15 protein-coding genes are annotated in these 17,508 nt (G+C 62.6%); 12 read left to right on the top strand and 3 right to left on the bottom strand.

The window, feature by feature from the left end; all coding sequences use genetic code 11:
* The first annotated feature begins 72 nt into the window (after positions 1 to 72).
* Both PAF18_RS12235 and PAF18_RS12240 read left to right on the top strand, forming a co-directional pair.
* Complete coding sequence (locus PAF18_RS12235; protein ID WP_271115988.1) at positions 73 to 747, top strand: IclR family transcriptional regulator; 675 nt, start codon at positions 73 to 75, stop codon at positions 745 to 747.
* A 219-nt stretch (positions 748 to 966) separates the two neighbouring features.
* Complete coding sequence (locus tag PAF18_RS12240; protein ID WP_271115989.1) at positions 967 to 1,353, top strand: MarR family winged helix-turn-helix transcriptional regulator; 387 nt, start codon at positions 967 to 969, stop codon at positions 1,351 to 1,353.
* Positions 1,354 to 1,408: 55 nt separating this feature from the next.
* On the opposite strand, the gene PAF18_RS12245 is transcribed toward PAF18_RS12240, so the two are convergent.
* The 3 genes from PAF18_RS12245 to PAF18_RS12255 all read right to left on the bottom strand — a co-directional run bounded on the left by PAF18_RS12245 (position 1,409) and on the right by PAF18_RS12255 (position 5,844).
* Positions 1,409 to 1,876, bottom strand: coding sequence for a MarR family winged helix-turn-helix transcriptional regulator (locus PAF18_RS12245; RefSeq protein WP_271115990.1), 468 nt, complete (start codon positions 1,874 to 1,876; stop codon positions 1,409 to 1,411).
* A 483-nt stretch (positions 1,877 to 2,359) separates the two neighbouring features.
* Positions 2,360 to 4,720: a PIG-L family deacetylase gene (locus PAF18_RS12250; RefSeq protein ID WP_271115991.1), complete on the bottom strand. Its 2,361-nt coding sequence runs from the start codon at positions 4,718 to 4,720 to the stop codon at positions 2,360 to 2,362.
* A 14-nt stretch (positions 4,721 to 4,734) separates the two neighbouring features.
* On the bottom strand, positions 4,735 to 5,844 hold the full coding sequence (locus tag PAF18_RS12255; protein ID WP_271115992.1) for an ROK family transcriptional regulator: 1,110 nt from the start codon (positions 5,842 to 5,844) through the stop codon (positions 4,735 to 4,737).
* A gap of 175 nt (positions 5,845 to 6,019) precedes the next feature.
* Between PAF18_RS12255 and PAF18_RS12260 the strand changes: the two genes are divergently transcribed.
* The 10 genes from PAF18_RS12260 to PAF18_RS12305 all read left to right on the top strand — a co-directional run bounded on the left by PAF18_RS12260 (position 6,020) and on the right by PAF18_RS12305 (position 17,169).
* The gene (locus PAF18_RS12260; RefSeq protein WP_271115993.1) at positions 6,020 to 7,261 is read left to right on the top strand and encodes an extracellular solute-binding protein; all 1,242 of its coding nucleotides are present in this window, start codon (positions 6,020 to 6,022) and stop codon (positions 7,259 to 7,261) included.
* Positions 7,262 to 7,367: 106 nt separating this feature from the next.
* The gene (locus PAF18_RS12265) at positions 7,368 to 8,246 is read left to right on the top strand and encodes a carbohydrate ABC transporter permease (protein WP_271115994.1); all 879 of its coding nucleotides are present in this window, start codon (positions 7,368 to 7,370) and stop codon (positions 8,244 to 8,246) included.
* Positions 8,243 to 9,082, top strand: a complete 840-nt coding sequence (locus PAF18_RS12270; RefSeq protein WP_271115995.1) for a carbohydrate ABC transporter permease — start codon at positions 8,243 to 8,245, stop codon at positions 9,080 to 9,082. The genes PAF18_RS12265 and PAF18_RS12270 overlap by 4 nt, the downstream gene beginning before the upstream one ends.
* A 1-nt stretch (position 9,083) precedes the next feature.
* Positions 9,084 to 10,574 (top strand): argininosuccinate lyase, encoded by a 1,491-nt coding sequence (gene argH, locus PAF18_RS12275; protein ID WP_271115996.1) that lies wholly within the window; start codon positions 9,084 to 9,086, stop codon positions 10,572 to 10,574.
* On the top strand, positions 10,574 to 11,614 hold the full coding sequence (locus PAF18_RS12280) for an ABC transporter ATP-binding protein (RefSeq protein WP_271115997.1): 1,041 nt from the start codon (positions 10,574 to 10,576) through the stop codon (positions 11,612 to 11,614). Before argH ends, PAF18_RS12280 begins: the two co-directional genes overlap by 1 nt.
* A 235-nt stretch (positions 11,615 to 11,849) precedes the next feature.
* Positions 11,850 to 13,448 carry an ABC transporter substrate-binding protein gene (locus PAF18_RS12285; protein ID WP_271115998.1) on the top strand — a complete coding sequence of 533 codons (1,599 nt, stop codon included), beginning with the start codon at positions 11,850 to 11,852 and terminating at the stop codon, positions 13,446 to 13,448.
* A 96-nt stretch (positions 13,449 to 13,544) separates the two neighbouring features.
* The gene (locus PAF18_RS12290) at positions 13,545 to 14,537 is read left to right on the top strand and encodes an ABC transporter permease (protein ID WP_271118125.1); all 993 of its coding nucleotides are present in this window, start codon (positions 13,545 to 13,547) and stop codon (positions 14,535 to 14,537) included.
* Positions 14,534 to 15,460 (top strand): nickel transporter permease, encoded by a 927-nt coding sequence (gene nikC / locus PAF18_RS12295; protein ID WP_271115999.1) that lies wholly within the window; start codon positions 14,534 to 14,536, stop codon positions 15,458 to 15,460. Before PAF18_RS12290 ends, nikC begins: the two co-directional genes overlap by 4 nt.
* Positions 15,457 to 16,338 carry an ABC transporter ATP-binding protein gene (locus tag PAF18_RS12300; RefSeq protein ID WP_271116000.1) on the top strand — a complete coding sequence of 294 codons (882 nt, stop codon included), beginning with the start codon at positions 15,457 to 15,459 and terminating at the stop codon, positions 16,336 to 16,338. Before nikC ends, PAF18_RS12300 begins: the two co-directional genes overlap by 4 nt.
* Positions 16,339 to 16,416: 78 nt before the next feature.
* Entirely contained in the window at positions 16,417 to 17,169 is a 753-nt protein-coding gene (locus PAF18_RS12305) for an ABC transporter ATP-binding protein (RefSeq protein ID WP_271116001.1), read from the top strand.
* Positions 17,170 to 17,508 lie beyond the last annotated feature (339 nt).

Here is a 17,508-nt window from a genome sequence, read left to right on the forward strand (position 1 = left end):
CGCACCATCTGTTACCTATATCGGATACATTGGAATGCGCAGGCTGTCAACGCGGGAGGCACGTTAATTCAAATGGTTGCGACGACGCTCCAGACTCTGGACCGCGGCCTGACCGCGCTAGCTGCGCTGGCCGAGGCCCCGGAGGGCCTTAGACCGGCCGAGCTGGCCGAGCGTCTTTCGCTGCACAAGGCCATCGCATATCGCCTGATCGCCACGCTCGAATCGCATGGCATGGCGCGCCGCCTGCCCGATGGGCGCGCGGTGCTCGGTGCCGGGCTGATTCCTCTGGCGGCGAAGGTAGAGAAACATCGGCTCAGCGCCGCCGCACCGCATCTTGCCGCTCTCTCGGAAGCGACACGCACGACATCTTGTGTGGTGCTCGCCGACGGTCCGAACGCGGTCGTCGCCCTTGTGCAGGAAGGGGGCGATGGCTTCCTGCGGGTCTCCTATCGGCTCGGGCTGCGTCACCCGCTGACCCGCGGCGCATCAGGCCTGGCTATTCTTTCCGGGCGCCCGGCGTCGCCCGACGATCCGCCCGCCGTATCACTGGCGCGCGAACAGGGTTACTCCCTGACCCGCGGCGAGCTGCAGCAGGGTGCGGTTGGCATCGCCGCACCGATCATCGCCGCCGACCCAAGTTCACCGCCTGCGGATGCCGCCGTCTCTATCGTGGCGCTACAGGAGCTTCCCGACGGGGCCGCAGAGCAGGTCATGGCCTGCGCCGCGGCGATCGGCGCCGTCTGGTAAACGCTTTCGCGCTTTCCCAGAGCGACTTTTTTCGCCCGAAATATTTGGCTTCAAAATATTTATGTTTGACGGATAAGGCGCGCTTCGTCCTATGATCGGGCAGAACCCGCCCGAGTGAGGCCCGCCTTGCCATCTGACCCGACACATACCCCCGCAGATTCCGACCTTTCGGTGCGTCGCCTCAAGCTGTGGATACGCATGCTCGGCGTCACGCGCCAAGTGGAGAACGAACTGCGAGAATTCCTTCGCGTCCGGCACGACACGACCTTGCCGCGTTTCGATGTCATGGCCGCCCTGCACCGCCGACGCGACGGGCTGACCATGACAGAGCTCTCGCGCACTCTGCTCATCTCCAACGGAAACGCCACCGCCGTGGTGAATCGCCTGGTCGAAGACGGTCTCGTGCAGCGAATTCCCTCCGAAGAGGATCGCCGCCGTATCACCGTGCGCCTATCCGAGGAGGGGCTGTCGAGTTTCGAAACCCTCGCGGCAGAGCATCGCGCGGTGCTGGACGGGCTTCTCTCGGCGCTGGGGGATGAGGATCTGGATGCCATGCGGGATATCATGCGGCGCTTGCGAACCGATCTTTCCGAGGCGCCCACTTAGCCTATCTGGCAGGTTCCTGATGGGCAGCATGCCGCGCGAGGGTCACAAAGCGGCCCTAACGTTCGCGCAGATTGGCGAGCACATGGCGAAGGGACCGGATCAACTCCGCGCTTTCAGACTCGCTCAGCCCGGCAAGCATGCCGTCATTGGTCCGCGCCACCTCGGGATAAACCCGCTCCGACAGCTCGCGCCCCGACTCGGTCAGGGTCACCAGCCGGATCCGGCTGTCCTCTCTGCATGGCTGGCGCTGCACCATGCCCTGCGCTTCAAGACTGTCCAATGCCCTGCTCATCGTCGGCTGTTCGGCAATGGCATAGTTGCAAAGTTCGGTGACGGTGAGCTGGCCATGGCTTTTCAGCGAGATTAAGATCCGCATCTTCAACGTCGAGACCCCGGCGGGCCGTAGCCGGCTCTGAAGAGTTTGATGATACTGGTGAACGATATGGTTCAACAGAAAGGATGGCAGCCTCTCCAGGTCGATAGCCGATTCGGCGCGACTGAGCACACTCGGGGTCGAATCCATTGAAATTTTTCCATTATACCGGACGGTTAAGCATAGCCTGAAACCCGCCGTCGCGCCAGTCTCCCTTCGGTCGGGTCGCTTATACTGGCCGTTCAGAGGTCGAAAACAGCGTTGACCCAAGGTGAAAAATGAGCCGTATCCCGGCGCAATCCGGTCAAGCTGCACTGGCTTCCACGAGCTTTCGTCCTGCTGCCGGTGAGGCTGCAGGTTCGCCACCCGTTTTCGTACCGCAACGTTTGGGAACTGCTCGCCGAAAGTGGCGTCGTCGCTGATGCCTCGACGGTTCATCGCCGGGCGAGGGCGACAGACGCGATCCGTGGTTATCAGTCGCTTCTTTGATTGTCACCGGCGAGGCCCACAGCGATGCCAATGTGATCGGAAAGATCAACGGAATCGCCTTCGTCGGCCAATTGTTTCGGGCGGCCGGGCGAAACGCCTGTATAGCCGCCGATAGAAAGTCTCAGCAGTTGATATGACAGGTCCTCAGGCCGTGTCCTCCGCGGCTCGAAAAGGCGACACGAGATTGACCAACAGCCGAAAGGCTCCCGGCACAAGCGCGTCAAGCTGCTGAGGCAGGGAGAGCGCGCAATAGATATGACGCCCCTTCCCGATCCCTGCAGAAAGCAAAGCGCCATGCAACTCGGCCTCGCCGCGATCCGATAGCGAAAGAAGAGGCTCGTAGACCGAATTCCATTCGGCGGCGAAGTAAAGCCCCCGGTCTTTTACCCAGCCTTGCCAATCCGACGCGCCGATCCGGTTCGGCCAGTTCAGCAGTTCGTGGCCGGGCGACAGCAGATCGATCGGCGCCTCCGGGTCGGTGACGCGCCAGCGCAACGAGGGCGTGCCTACGCGAAGATAGCGCGGCCCGCTTTCGCTCGCATCCCAGCCTCGGTCCGGACGCTGATAGAAGCTGACAAGATTGCCGCCATCTTCGACGTAATCGCGCAGGGTGCCCGGGGCCACATCGCCGCGCGACATCGCCATCACCCCGAGCACGACCGTATCGTATCCGGCGAGCTTTCCCGTTTCCGGCGCGTCGATTACGTCGATTTCGGCACCCAGGCGGGTCAGCCATTCGGCACTGCGGTCCGTGCCCGCGATCACGCCGATCCTTCCCCTTGGAAGTGCAGTGTCGACGGCGAGCAGATCAACAGCAGCCCTTTCCAGCAGCGTATCTTGCCCGCCCCCCGGCAGGCTGATCGTCCGGGTGGTGTAGGCCGGGCTGCCGTCAGCATTATCAAAGTGGATGCGGCTGTGGATCGGTGCCGCCTTGTCTTGCCAATGCAGCGTAACCCTTCCGTCCGTAGCCTCCTGCGAAATTCCGGCGATGTCGGGCAGAGCCATGGTGCCGGGCCGAATCGAAAGTCTCGCGTCGCGATCATACGGCGTCAGCAGCGCGCTCTGGGGCGAGATCTGCGCGATGGCGGGGGGAAGAACACGCAGCTCGGCTTGGCTCGGAACCGATATTTGAAGGATATGCCCGTCCAACTCGGCGCGAATATCGACCGCCAGCGCCGCGAATTCGCCTGACGGGTTCCACCCGGCGGTGAAGTTGGGTGTCGGCGGCGCATCGTCGGCGACGACGATCTGCCCCTCGACGACGGAGGTTCCGGGCGGCGTGCGATAACTGGCCGACAGGATGCGCGCCCGTGCTCCGGTTTCGATTTCAAGCCTGATCCGTCCAGGGTTTTCTGCTGTGCAAAGACGCGGTGAAACAGACAGGCTGAACCGCAGACCCGCCGCTTCGGCAAGCGCAATCTCAGCCTCTCGGCACTTGTTCAGGATCCGATGACCGTGGCGGAGCGCGGTCTCGGGTGTCATGGCACTGCCCGCATCACGAAGCGACGATGCGGCTGTCTGAAGCGCGGAAATGACCGCGCCGCGTCGGGGATAGGCAGCTATCGCCTCGTCGATCGCTTCGGCGGCTTCGCTCAGAGCGGGAAGGTCAGTCAGCGTCGCAAGCTGGTGAAGATCGGCCGGAAGCCCGTCTGCGATGCTGTTCTCGGCCCGGCCGGCGGTATTGTGCAGCGGCCATTCCTGTCGGGGCGGGTCGGGCCAGCATCCCATGCCCTGAGACGCGTGACGCCGGCGGGACCATTCACCGATACGGTCGTAGGGGACGCCGAGCGCTGGCTCCGACGAGCCGGCCCGGACGGTGAGCGTCGTCGGAGGCGGCGGCGTTTCGTCATCATAGGTGCCGCCGCCGCCGGACCAGCCCGGCAGATAAAACTTTGCCACCTTCCATACTGGCAAGCCGCCGCCATGCACATCGCCAAGCGCGGCACCGGGATCGGCGGCAAGCTGAAGCGCCTGCTCTGCCGCGCGGGTCATGGCACGGTGGTGCCCGTGTTGCCCGGGCACATCGAGAAAGGTCGGCAGAACGATGTCCGGCCGGAAGGCGCGATAGGCCCCGGCAAGCCGCCGGATCACCAGATCGCCCTGCCAGCGGCGCAACGTATCGTCACCATCCTTGGAAAAGCCGAAATCGTGAACCGGATCGCCGGTGCCAAAGCCGAGCCACGCAACATGTGCGTCCAGCACCTGCGCAGCCGCCTCCATCTCAGAGGTGCGGATGAGGCCAAGCGCGTCCCCACGCTCCGGACCGAGGGCGTTCTGGCCGCCCTCTCCACGCGTCGAACAGGCGATGCCGACCCGCATTCCCAAGCCGAAACGCAACCAGGCGATAAGGCCGCTTTGCTCGTCGTCCGGATGCGCACCGGTATTCATGAACGCGATGGTCGACCGCAATCTGCCCAAGGCGCGCCAGAGGCGGATATCGTCGCCTGCGGCTTCGGCCTGGGCTTCGTCGCGGATCAACATGTCGATATCGGCGTTGTTCTTCATGGCGTGTATCCGGTTCAGCTCGACGCCATGGCGCGGCCATGCGTATCGGATCGCGCCGTCAGCACATCGAACAGGGGAAGTGCGGCCGCACCCGTGGCCGCAGTCAGCGGTCCTGCCGTCCCGGCGATCGGGCCGGGCACTGAAACGCCGCCGTCCAACAGCGCGTCGCAGAGCCATTCTGCCGCGTCATCGGGAAGATCGCCTGTGACAATGATGCGTTCCGGGTCGAAGATATCCTCGAGCATGGTGAGAACCTGCACCAGAGGCGGCGCGGCGCGAGCAATCCACTCGGCGATGGCTTCCGGGCCGGCATCGTCTCGCAGCGCCGCAGCCGAGGCGACCACATCCAGCGGCGCATCCGCGCCATTCAGCCTCAGCAATCCGATTTCACCAGCATTTCCGAATGCTCCGCGCAAGGGCCGGCCGCCCGTCACGATGCCCAGTCCGACGCCCGCTCCGAAATACAGGGTCAGGAAATCGCTCATCTGGGCACCAGCCCCGAACAGGGCCTCGGCAAGCGCGGCTGCGTTGGCGTCATTGTCCAGATAGACCGGCACATCCAGCACCGCCCGAAGCGGCGCGATGGGGTCGGGGCCGGCCCATGTCGCAGCCCCGCCATGGCCAGCCCTGCGGCGCAGGGGACCGAACGGGCCGGGTGCGACCACGCCGACTCCGGCCAGAGGAGCAGAAAGCGTTGACTGCAACAGATCCGTCTGGCGCAGAAGGGCGGGCAGAAGCGCCGCCGGAGCCGCATCCGCGACCGGGAACCTGCCCGAATCCCGCATCTCTCCGGCAAGGTCCATGACAACCCAATTGACCCGGTCCTGAGCGAGTTCATAGCCGATGGACATCGCCCCGGACGGATTGACGGCGTAGCGTGCGCCGGGCTTGCCGCGGCCCGAAATCTTGGGACCCAGCGTCGAGATCCAGCCATCGCTCGCCAGCGTATCGACCAGATTGCCGATGGTCTGCGGCGTGACGCCAAGCGCCGAGGCCAGTTCCCGGCGGCCTGTCGGGCCGCGCGCGCGCAGAATATCCATCAGCCGCCCGGCATTGCGCCCGCCACCGGGCCGGAGCCCTTTCTGCCAAGGGATGTTACGATGCTTGTCTGCGGGATCTGACACGGCACCTTGCTTCTGATTGCTTCCGCACCCGCCGTCCAGACTGCGGCCCATCCTCGAAAAAGACAAGCTTCTTTCATTATTATTGACATGACCGCCCGCGGCAGCGCAGCCTGCAATCATGGAGGCGCGGACGCTATTGGACGCGTAAGCCCGCCCAGATCCCAAGGGAGGACCAATGACCTATCGCATCATCGCAGCTGCCGCCCTCGCAGGCTCTACCGTCATTGCCGGCTCTGCCGGTGCCGTCGAGATCGAATACTGGCAATATGTCTATGACACTCGTGTCGAAGCCATGGACCAGCTGATCGCAAAGTTCCAGGAGGCCAATCCGGACATTACGGTCAAGCAGGTGACTTTCCCCTACGCCGATTATCAGACCCGCATCGTTGCGGCAAATATGGCGGGCCAGGCTCCGGACGTGATGCAGCTTTTCTATGGCTGGGCAGATCAGTTCATCGCGGGCGGGCTGATCCAGCCCTTGCCAGAGGATGCGTTCCCCCCCGCCGAGATTGAGGCAGAGTTCTTCCCGATCGTCAGCGCGATGCAGCGTGACGGGCAGTATTATGGCCTGCCTACCGCCGTGCGTTCACTGGCGCTGTTCTATAACAAGGCGCTGCTGCAAGAAGCCGGGGTCGAGCCTCCGACCACTCTGGAAGATCTTGTTGCCGTTGCCAAGGCCACCGCCAAGGCCGATGCGGGGGGCAATCTCGAGACCGTCGGGATCACCATGGACCCGGCCGGGCAGGACCATCACTGGTGGCGCGAGGTGCTTGACCGCCAAATGGGCGGCGCGCCCTATAACGAGGATTATACCCAGGTCACCTATGCCGATGAGGCCGGGGCCGAGGCGCTTGGCTATTATATCGGCCTTGCCCGCGACGAGAACGTCACCCAGCTTGGCTTCATGGATGAAGGGCAGGCGGCCTTCAAGGCAGGAAGGGCGGCGATGACCATCGACGGCACGTTCCGGCTGGGATCGTTCAGCGAGATCACCGATTTCGAATGGGCCGTTACAGAACTGCCGGCGAATGCCGAGGGCGAGCGGTCGAACTATGCCAGCTATTTCGCCAATGCCATCGGCGCCAAGACCGAAGGTGAGGAGCTGGAAGCCTCGATCAAGTTTCTGCAATATGTCAGCTCTCCCGAAGCGATGGAGATCTGGCTGGAGGTCGTCGGCGAATTGCCGGCCCGCCGCAGCGCCGCGCTGACCGATGAAAACCTCGCCAACGAAACCTATGCGCCCTTCCTGAAAGGTCTGGAATACGCGCATACCACACGTTTCGTGGATGAGGCCGCGCAGCGTCAGGTTGCCATCGACATGGTCAACCGGGTGATGCTGGAAGATCAGGCGATCCCGGATGCGCTTGCTCAGGCCGCCGAGGAAGAACAGAAGATCATCGACGACGCCGCAGATTGACGCGATCGTCCCGGATCGCCCGTTCCGGACCCGCGCCGGGATGGGCGGTGCTCTGACCGCGCAAGGATAACCCATGCCCACCGACACATCGCGGCCACGCAGGTCCATGTCACTGTCCCGGCGTCAGGCCATGTGGGCATGGGCATTTCTTGCTGTGCCGGTGCTGTTCTACGGGCTCATCCGCTTTTATCCGACGGCGCAGGCCTTCTGGCTGTCGCTGACCGATTGGGATCTGATGTCGGAGGCCGAGTTTATCGGCCTGGCCAATTATCAGGAAATGTTCGCCGATCCGGTTTTCTGGAAAGTGTTTGTGAACACCTTCCTATATCTGATCATCGGCACACCGATCAGCCTCGTGCTGTCCTTCATCATCGCCTATTATCTGGATAAGACACGGCTTTTGCACGGTTTCCTTCGGGCGCTTTACTTTGTGCCCTATATCACCACCGCCGCGGCCATGGCGTGGGTCTGGCGCTGGTTCTACCAGCCCGCGCCGACCGGGGTGATCAACGACATCCTGGGCAGCCTCGGCTTCGCGCAGGTCCAATTCCTGAAATCGACGACATGGGCACTGCCCTCGATCCTCGTGACGGCGGTCTGGGCCGGGCTGGGATTCCAGATTATCATCTTTGTGGCCGGTCTGAGGGCCATTCCCACCACCTATTACGAAGCCGCGCGCATCGACGGGCTGGGCGAGGGCGCGATCCTGCGGCGCATTACATTGCCCCTTTTGAAACCGACGATGGTGTTTCTGGTCGTGTTCAGCTCGATCGGTTTCCTGAGGATCTTCGATCAGGTCTACAACATGACCTCGAACGATCCGGGCGGACCGCTCAATTCGACCAAGCCTCTGGTGCTGCTGATCTATCAGACCGCGTTTTCATCGTATGAAATGGGCTATGCGGCGGCGCAGACAGTGGTGCTGTTCACCATCCTGCTCATCGTGTCGCTCCTGCAACTCTGGGTGATGAGAGACCGGGCATGAGCGAAGGCGGTCATTGGATGCACCGTGTGGACCCCGGCGCCGTATTGCGCTGGACGCTGCTGTTCCTTGGCGGGCTGATCATGATCGCGCCGCTGCTGTATATGTTTTCCAGCTCACTCAAGCCGGGATCAGACATCTATGACCTCCGGCTGATCCCGCAAACCGTCACGCTGGACAATTACCGCGCGGTTCTGTCCGACGGCCGGTTCATGCGGTGGTTTCTGAATTCGACGTTCATCGCGGTATGCGTGACGCTTTCAACCGTGTTTTTCGACAGTCTCGTCGGTTACACACTGGCGAAATTCCGGTTCCGAGGGCGGCAGCTTGTGTTTATCGCGATCCTGTCGACGCTGATGATCCCCACTGAGATGCTGGTCATCCCGTGGTATCTGCTCTCGGCGCAGTTCGGCTGGATCGACAGCTATTGGGGCATCATGTTCCCCGGCATGATGACCGGTTTCGGCACCTTCCTGATGAAGCAGTTTTTCGAAACCGTGCCGGACGATTTCCTTGAGGCCGCCCGCATCGACGGGCTGAACGAGTTCCAGATCTGGTGGCGCGTGGCAATGCCGCTTGTCACACCGGCGCTCTCGGCGCTGGCGATCTTTGCCTTCCTGGGCAACTGGACGGCGTTCTTCTGGCCGCTCATCGTGACCACCTCGCAAGAGCTGTATACGCTGCCGATAGGTCTTTCTTCCTTCGCGGTCGAGCAGGCGATCAGATGGGAAATGATCATGACCGGCGCGGCGCTGGCCACGATCCCGACACTGATCGTCTTCCTTTTGCTGCAACGCTATATCGTGCGCGGTGTCATGCTGGCCGGTCTGAAAGGCTGAGATGAGCGATTACGACCAATTCCCCGACCCGACCTATGCCCGCAAGGTGCTGGCACCGCTGTTCGAAGGCGCTAAACGCTTTCATGCTGACGCGTTCGACGCCATAGATCGGGCGCATCTGGTCATGCTGGCGGAGACAGACATACTCGCCCCGGAGGATGCCGGGCGGATCGCCGTCGCGCTGGAAGAGATCCGGCAGGACCGCGATCTCGATAAGATGCGCTATACCGGAGAATTCGAGGATTACTTCTTTGTCGTCGAGAACGAGCTCAAGCGTCGTCTCGGCCCGGATCTCGGCGGACGGCTGCACACCGCGCGGTCACGCAACGACATCGATCATACCATCTTCAAGATGGCGCTGCGGGGGCGGATCGACGCGCTTCTGGCGCAGATGCACAATCTTGCCGAGGTGATGCTTCGCACCGCGCAACGCGAGCGAGACACCCTGATCGTGGCCTATACCCACGGCCAGCCCGCGCAGCCTTCGACCTTCGGACATTACCTGTCGGCGGCGCTGGAAATCCTGCTGAGGGATATGCGGCGACTGGAAGCCGCCCGGGACACGGTGGATCTGTGTTCGATGGGGGCCGCAGCGATCACCACGTCAGGCTTTCCGATAGACCGCCATCTTGTTGCCCGGCTTCTGGGCTTTGCCGGACCGCAGCAAAACAGCTATTCCTGTATCGCCGCCGTCGACTATATCACTGCGACCTATGCGGCACTGGAGCTGCCGATGCTGCATCTTGGCAGGCTTATCCAGGATCTCCAATTCTGGTCCGCGTTCGAGGTCGGCCAGATCCATGTTCCCGACGCTTTCGTGCAGATCAGCTCTATCATGCCGCAAAAGCGCAACCCGGTTCCGATCGAACATCTGCGCCATCTGGCAAGCCAGGCGGCGAGCCGCGCGCGCGCGCAGATTTCAATCATCCACAACACCCCCTTCACCGACATGAATGACAGCGAGGGCGAAACGCAGGAGGCGGGATATGCCGCTTTCGATGTCGCCGAACGCGTTCTATCGCTGCTGGCTGCGCTGATCCCGTCGTTGCGCATCAACGAGGATCGCGTGGCCGCCACCACGTCCCGCGCCTGCATCACCATCACCGAGCTCGCGGATACGCTCGTCCGGGATGAGGGGCTTTCGTTCCGCACCGCCCATGATATCGCGGCCGCGACAGCGCGGGCTGTCGTGGCTGGCGGCAAGGGCCTCTCTGAAGGGTTCGCTCCGTTTTCGGACGCGTTTAAGAGCATTGTCGGCCGCCCCCCGGCCCTGTCCCCCGCCGCATTCACTGCCGCAGTATCCGCGCGCAATTTCGTGGATCGCCGCAATCGCTTCGGCGGCCCGGCAGCCGCCGCCCTTAATGCCGCGTTTGGCGACTATAGCGCCGAACTGGACGACATCGGCAGCCGCATGATTGTCCGCAAGGCCACCGCCGACAACAGCGCAGCAGCGCTTGCCGACCGTTTTGACCGCTTGAAGGAACTTGGCTGATGGCCCGCATCCAGATCTCCGATCTCGTCAAATCCTACGGAAAGGCCGAAGTCATCCACGGGATCGACCTGGATATTCAAGACGGCGAATTCGTTGTCTTGGTTGGCCCTTCCGGCTGCGGGAAATCGACCACGCTGCGCATGATCGCCGGGCTGGAAGATGTCTCGGACGGCGAAATCCGGATCGGCGGCGAGCTGGTCAACGACATGCCGCCGAAAAGCCGGAACATCGCGATGGTGTTTCAGAACTACGCGATCTATCCGCATCTTTCTCTGCGCCGCAATATAGGCTTCGGACTGCATACTGCCAGGCTGTCCAAGGGCGAAAAGGACCGCAAGATCGAAGAGGTCGCCGGGCTTCTCGGCCTGACCCCCTATCTGGAGCGCCGGCCTGCCGCCCTGTCCGGCGGTCAACGGCAGAGGGTCGCCATAGGCCGCGCGATGGTCCGCGACCCGCAGGCATTCCTGTTCGACGAGCCGCTGTCTAATCTCGACGCCCAGCTTCGCGCCCAGATGCGCATCGAGATCAAGGAGCTTCACAACCGCCTTGGCACGACCATCGTCTATGTCACCCATGACCAGGTCGAGGCGATGACCATGGCCGACCGCATCGTCGTCATGAAGGGCGGCCATATCCTGCAAACCGGCGCCCCGATGGACGTCTATGACCACCCGCGCGACGTGTTCACCGCCCGCTTCATCGGCACCCCATCGATGAACATTCTGCGCGCAGCGCACAGCGACAAAGCCTTCTTGCCGGATGAGAAAGGCCCCGCCCTTGTCGGCATACGCCCTCAGGATTTGCGGGTGAATGCAGCCGGGCCGTCCGTGCTGGACATCCTGGGGCGCGTCGTCGCGGTCGAAACGCTCGGGCCCGAAACGCTGGTGCATATCAGACCGGACGGCGGCGCCGACACGCTCATCGCGACGGCGGCCGCGCATGATATTCCAGAGGTCGGAACAAGGATTGGCGCCCGCGCCGCGCCCGGCTCACTGCATATCTTCGATCCGGAAACGGAATTGTCGACGGGCCGGCAATAGACCGGGCCCGCGCCGGACCGGTCGCGAGTTTTCCTGGGTGGTGATAACATCCATATGCCCCTCGCACAGAAGACGGTGAGGCCCGCTTGGTGACTTGCGCGGCGCACTCTCGTTGAACGAAACCTGAGCGTGGCCAAACCCGTCAATTAATGTAACAGTCTCACTTGCACAAACTGCGCGACATGACGCTCGTGCTGCAATGCCCGCCGCTATAACGAACACAGGGAGAACTGAGATGAACAAGATGCTGAATGCACGTGCGATTCTGTTGGCCAGTGCGCTGGCGATCGCGCCCGCCGCTTATGCCGAGACGCCTGCCGATACGCTCGTCGTAGCGGCGACGATTGATGACATCATCTCGCTGGACCCGGCGCAGTCTTTTGAATTTTCGGGCAATGACGTCAACAACAACACCTATGACCGGCTCGTCGATTTCGATCCGCTTGATCTGGACAAGGGCTTCCAGCCCAGCCTCGCCGAAAGCTGGGAAGTCAGCGAAGATGGCATGTCAATTACCTTTACCATGCGCGAAGGTGTCACGTTCCATTCCGGCAACCCGGTCCGCGCCGAGGATGCGGCATGGTCGCTACAGCGCGCCGTCAAGCTGAACAAGACCCCGGCCTTCATCCTGACTCAGTTCGGCTTTACCCCCGACAATGTCGAGGAAAAGATCGTGGCCGATGGCAACACGCTGACGCTGAACCTGGACAAGCCCTATGCGCAATCATTCGTGCTGAACTGCCTGACGGCCAATGTCGCCAGCGTCATCGACAAAGAGCTGGTGATGCAGAATGTCGAGGGCGAGGATCTGGGCAATACCTGGCTATCGACCAATGATGCGGGCTCGGGCCCATATGTCCTGGCCGCCTGGCGCGCCAATGAGGTCGTGCAACTGACCGCATTCGAGGAATATTTCAAGGGCGCGCCCGCGATGAAGCGGGTCATCGTGAAGAACGTGCAGGAATCCAGCGCACAGCGTCTGCAGCTTGAGGCAGGCGATATCGACGTGGCCCGCAACCTGTCGCCGACCGATGCCGAGGCGATTGCCAGCGGCGAGGGCGTCAGCATCGAGGATCAGCCGCGCGGCCGCATCCTGTATATGGGCCTGAACCAGAAGAACGAATTGCTGTCGAACCCCGCGGTAATCGAGGCCATGAAATATCTCGTCGATTACGACGGAATCGCCAACAGTTTCCTCAAGGGTCAGTTCGTCCCGCATCAGTCCTTCCTGCCCAAGGGCTATCTGGGCGCGCTGGATGAAATGCCCTGGAGCTATGACGTCGAGAAAGCCAAGCAGATTCTGGCCGATGCCGGTGTCGAAGGTGGGACGGTGACGACCGCAGTGCGCGATTTGCGCGAATATACCGACGTGGCTCAGGCGCTGCAGGCCAGCATGGCCGAGGCCGGGCTGACGCTGGAGATTCAGCAGATGACCGGCGCACAGGTTCTGGACGCCTATCGCGCCCGCGAGGTTCCGATCTTCCTGGGTGAATGGGGCCCGGATTACGCCGACCCGAACACCAATGCCGCGACCTTCGCCTTCAACCCTGACAACAGCGACGAGGCGAATGCCACCGGTCTTCTGGCCTGGCGCAACGCCTATGAGGTGCCAGCGGCCATGAACGAGGCCACGGTTGCCGCAACGCAGGAACAGGACAGCGACGCGCGCGCGACGATGTATCAGGATATCCAGCGCCAATATCAGGAGGAAGCCCCGATCATTCCGCTCTTCCAGCGCATCGAGCCGACCGGCCTGCGCGACGGTGTCGAGAACTTCCAGTCGGGCGGATCGGTCACATCGGTGATCTATCGCGGCGTGACCAAGGGCGAGTAAGCCTTGGCGAGCACCGATCTTGACGCGGAAGAGGGGCGGGGCGATGCGCCGCCCCCCAACCACCGACGTGCCGCGCGCCGGCGGAGGGCCAAGCGGATCGGCGGAGTTTTCCTGTCGCTGATCCTGACCCTGCTGGGATTGCTGCTGGTGACTTTCATCATCGGTCGGGTGATGCCGATCGACCCGGTGCTGAAAGTCGTGGGAGACCGCGCCACGCAAGCCCAATATGATGCGGCTTATCAGGCCATGGGTCTGGATCGCCCGCTGATCGTGCAGTTCATGACCTATATCGGCGATGTGCTGCAGGGCGATTTCGGGCGGTCGATCTCGACCGGGCAACCGGTAATCGAGGATATCAAGCGCGTCTTCCCCGCAACGGTCGAGCTGGCGACGCTTGGCACCCTGATCGGTGTGCTGATCGGCGTCCCCCTGGGCGTGATCGCCGCTGCCCATCGCGGCGGCATCGTCGATCAGGTGGCCCGCGTCGTGGCGCTTGTGGGATACTCCATGCCGATCTTCTGGCTGGGGTTGATGGGCCTTTTGGTCTTTTACGGTATTCTGGGCTGGGTCGGCGGCCCCGGTCGGCAGAACATCATCTATGACGGGATGGTTCCCCAGGTCACCCGCCTCCTGCTGATCGACAGTCTGATTGCGGGCGATTGGGGCGCATTCAAGGACGCCTTCAGCCACATTATCCTACCCGCCTCGCTTCTGGGCTATTTCAGCCTCGCCTATATTAGCCGCATGACCCGCAGCTTCATGCTGGAACAGCTTTCGGCCGAATATATCACCACTGCGCGGGTCAAGGGGCTCAGCGAACGCGCGGTGATCTGGGGCCATGCGTTCCGCAATATCTCGATCCCGCTGGTCACGGTCATTGCGCTCAGCTTCGGCTCGCTGCTGGAAGGCTCGGTCCTGACCGAGATCATCTTTTCGTGGCCGGGCATCGGCCAATATGTGACCAAGGCCCTTTTGGCGGGTGACATGAACGCCGTCCTTGGCGGCACCATCGTCATCGGTGTCTGCTTTGTCGGGCTGAATCTTCTCAGCGATCTTCTGTATCGCGTTCTGGATCCGAGGGCATCATGAGCGAAGCCGGCATGACCCCCCCGCAAAGCCGTCGCGACTGGCTGCTATCCGACGCACCCCAGACCCGCCGTCAGGCGCGGCTCGGCGCGTTCTATCAGGGCTGGCTGACCTTTCGCAGCAACAAGCTGGCGATGTTCGGGCTGATCATCCTGGTCCTGCTGATCGGCATGGCCATCTTCGCGCCCCTGCTGTCGCCGCAAAGCCCCTTTAGCCAGAACCTGACCGGTCGGTTGCAGCCGCCCTCGTCCGATCACTGGCTGGGCACCGACCATCTGGGGCGCGATATCCTGTCGCGGCTGATCCATGGCTCGCGCATCACGCTGTTCATCGTAGGCACCGTGGCCCTGATCGCGCCGATCATCGGGCTGTTCATCGGCACGGTGTCGGGCTTTGCCGGCGGATGGGTCGATCAGGTGCTGATGCGGATCACCGACATCTTCCTGGCATTCCCGAAGCTTATCCTTGCGCTGGCCTTTGTCGCTGCGCTGGGGCCCAGCATCGGCAACGCGGTGCTGGCGCTGGCGCTGACCGCCTGGCCACCCTATGCGCGCCTTGCACGGGCCGAGACCCTGACCATCCGAAACGCCGACTATATCGCTGCCGCGCGATTGCAGGGCGCCGGTCCGCTGCGCCTGCTGATCGGGCATATCTGGCCGCTCTGCATCAGCTCTCTGATCGTGCGGGTGGCACTGGACATGGCCGGGATCATCCTCTCTGCCGCTGGCCTTGGCTTTCTTGGCCTTGGCGCGCAGCCGCCCATGCCCGAATGGGGCGCGATGATATCGGACGGGCGCACCTATATCCTTGATTTCTGGTGGGTCGCCGCCATGCCGGGTATGGCGATCTTCATCGTTTCGCTGGCCTTCAACCTGCTCGGCGACGGGCTGCGGGACGTGCTGGACCCGAAAGGGGCGAAGGAATGAGCGCGCTGCTCTCGGTCAAGAACCTCCGGGTCGCCTTCCCCACGCGTCAGGGCGTGTTCGAGGCGGTGCGCGGCGTCAGCTTTGATCTTGGGCGTGAAAGGCTGGGCGTGGTAGGCGAATCCGGCTCGGGCAAATCCATGACCGGGCGCGCCATTCTTGGCCTTGTCCGTCCGCCCGGCCGCGTCACCGCCGACCGTATGGAGCTGAACGGCCAGCCGATCCTCAATTTGCCCGAACGCAAGATGCGCGCCATTCGCGGCAGCCGGATCAGCATGGTGATGCAGGACCCGAAATTCAGCCTCAACCCGGTCATGCGCATCGGCGATCAGATCATCGAGGCCTATCGCCTGCATGCCGGCGGCAGCAAAGGGGCGGGCCGGAACAAGGCGCTTGAGATGCTGCGTGCCGTCCAGATCCGCGACCCTGAACGGGTGATGGAGGCCTATCCGCACGAGGTTTCGGGCGGCATGGGCCAGCGCATCATGATCGCGATGATGCTGGCGCCCGATCCCGAAATCCTGATCGCAGACGAACCCACATCGGCGCTGGACGTTTCGGTCCGCAACGAGGTGCTGAACATCATGGACGCGCTGGTCAAGGATCGCGGCATGGGCCTGATCTTCATCAGTCACGACCTGAACCTCGTTTCGCATTTCTGCGACCGCGTTCTGATCATGTATGCCGGTCGTATTGTCGAGACGCTGGCCGCGAAGGACCTTCACAGCGCCCGCCATCCCTATACCCAGGGCTTGCTGAACAGCCTGCCGCGCCTCGATCAGCCGGTCGAGCGTCTGTCGGTGCTGCAGCGTCAGGACAGTTGGCGCGACGGGGCTTTGGTCGATGACAGTATGGAAACCGAGTTTCCCGGGGGGCTCTGACCAGATGCGCTTGCTTTCGTCCATGATTATCTCGGGTGGCCCCATGGGTGCGAAGACCCCGATGCCAGCGGTGAGACCATGCTGAGCGTCGCCGATCTCAATGTCTGGTTCGGCTTCCCTCCCGACCGCGTCGATGCCGTCCAGGACGCCACATTCAATGTGGCACAAGGCGAAAGCTTCGGCCTCGTGGGCGAATCCGGCAGCGGCAAGTCCACCATCCTGCGCGCCATCACCGGGCTGATCGAAAGCTGGTCGGGCCGGATCGAGGTGGCAGAGCAAACAGTCAAAGGCCGGTCGCGCGACCGCGTCTTTCATAAGACCGTCCAGATGGTGTTCCAGGACCCCTATGCCAGCCTTCACCCACGCCATTCGGTCGACCGCGTTCTGTCAGAGACGCTGAAGCTGCAAGGCATGAACGATATCGATGCCCGTATCACCCGGTTGCTGGAAGATGTGGGTCTGGGCAGGGGCTTTCGCTTCCGCTATCCGCACCAGCTTTCGGGCGGTCAGCGTCAACGCGTCGCCATTGCCCGCGCCCTCGCCGCCGAGCCGCGCCTGCTTCTGCTTGACGAGCCGACTTCGGCGCTGGATGTCAGCGTTCAGGCCGAGATCCTGAACCTGCTGACCGATCTGCGGGCCGAGCATGGGCTGACCTATATGATGGTCAGCCACGACCTGTCTGTGGTCGGCCATATGTGCGACAGGCTGGCAGTGATGCGTGGTGGCCGGATCGTGGAGATCATGACCGTCGATCAACTGCGCCACGGGGGTGCGACGCAGGATTATACCCGCCACCTGATCGCCGCCAGCGCCGGTTATCAACGGGCCTGAGCCTGACAATGACAGCAATACAGAATGCCAAACTCGGCGGAAGCGATGGCGAGGCACATTGATCTTGCGCTGCCCCCAATGACTTTCGGCAACCAGACGGGCGCGCCGAAAAATGGACACAAGCCGAGCGGCCACTGCTTCGGCCGTGGTGGGTTTCTTGGGTCGTCCTAATCGCGGCACCGCCGCGAGACCTGACTGCCGGAGCTCGGCAGGGCGTCAAGCGCTCACCGCAAACTGCGGCAGCGGACACTGAAACACTTCCAAGAGGGTGTCATGGATGCGCTGAAATCAAAGCGCAGCCCGCCAGGCATCTTGTACCTGAACGAACGCACAGTGTTC

The organism is Paracoccus sediminicola, from assembly GCF_027912835.1.
GTDB lineage: Bacteria > Pseudomonadota > Alphaproteobacteria > Rhodobacterales > Rhodobacteraceae > Paracoccus > Paracoccus sediminicola.

Excerpts from the sequence above, each read along its gene's own strand:
- argH (WP_271115996.1), top strand. The coding sequence starts at position 9,084 with ATGAGCGATTACGACCAATTCCCCGACCCGACCTATGCCCGCAAGGTG.
- PAF18_RS12250 (WP_271115991.1), bottom strand. The coding sequence starts at position 4,720 with ATGAAGAACAACGCCGATATCGACATGTTGATCCGCGACGAAGCCCAG.
- PAF18_RS12305 (WP_271116001.1), top strand. The coding sequence starts at position 16,417 with ATGCTGAGCGTCGCCGATCTCAATGTCTGGTTCGGCTTCCCTCCCGAC.
- PAF18_RS12245 (WP_271115990.1), bottom strand. The coding sequence starts at position 1,876 with ATGGATTCGACCCCGAGTGTGCTCAGTCGCGCCGAATCGGCTATCGAC.
- PAF18_RS12300 (WP_271116000.1), top strand. The coding sequence starts at position 15,457 with ATGAGCGCGCTGCTCTCGGTCAAGAACCTCCGGGTCGCCTTCCCCACG.
- PAF18_RS12270 (WP_271115995.1), top strand. The coding sequence starts at position 8,243 with ATGAGCGAAGGCGGTCATTGGATGCACCGTGTGGACCCCGGCGCCGTA.
- PAF18_RS12280 (WP_271115997.1), top strand. The coding sequence starts at position 10,574 with ATGGCCCGCATCCAGATCTCCGATCTCGTCAAATCCTACGGAAAGGCC.
- PAF18_RS12260 (WP_271115993.1), top strand. The coding sequence starts at position 6,020 with ATGACCTATCGCATCATCGCAGCTGCCGCCCTCGCAGGCTCTACCGTC.
- PAF18_RS12285 (WP_271115998.1), top strand. The coding sequence starts at position 11,850 with ATGAACAAGATGCTGAATGCACGTGCGATTCTGTTGGCCAGTGCGCTG.
- nikC (WP_271115999.1), top strand. The coding sequence starts at position 14,534 with ATGAGCGAAGCCGGCATGACCCCCCCGCAAAGCCGTCGCGACTGGCTG.
- PAF18_RS12235 (WP_271115988.1), top strand. The coding sequence starts at position 73 with ATGGTTGCGACGACGCTCCAGACTCTGGACCGCGGCCTGACCGCGCTA.
- PAF18_RS12265 (WP_271115994.1), top strand. The coding sequence starts at position 7,368 with ATGTCACTGTCCCGGCGTCAGGCCATGTGGGCATGGGCATTTCTTGCT.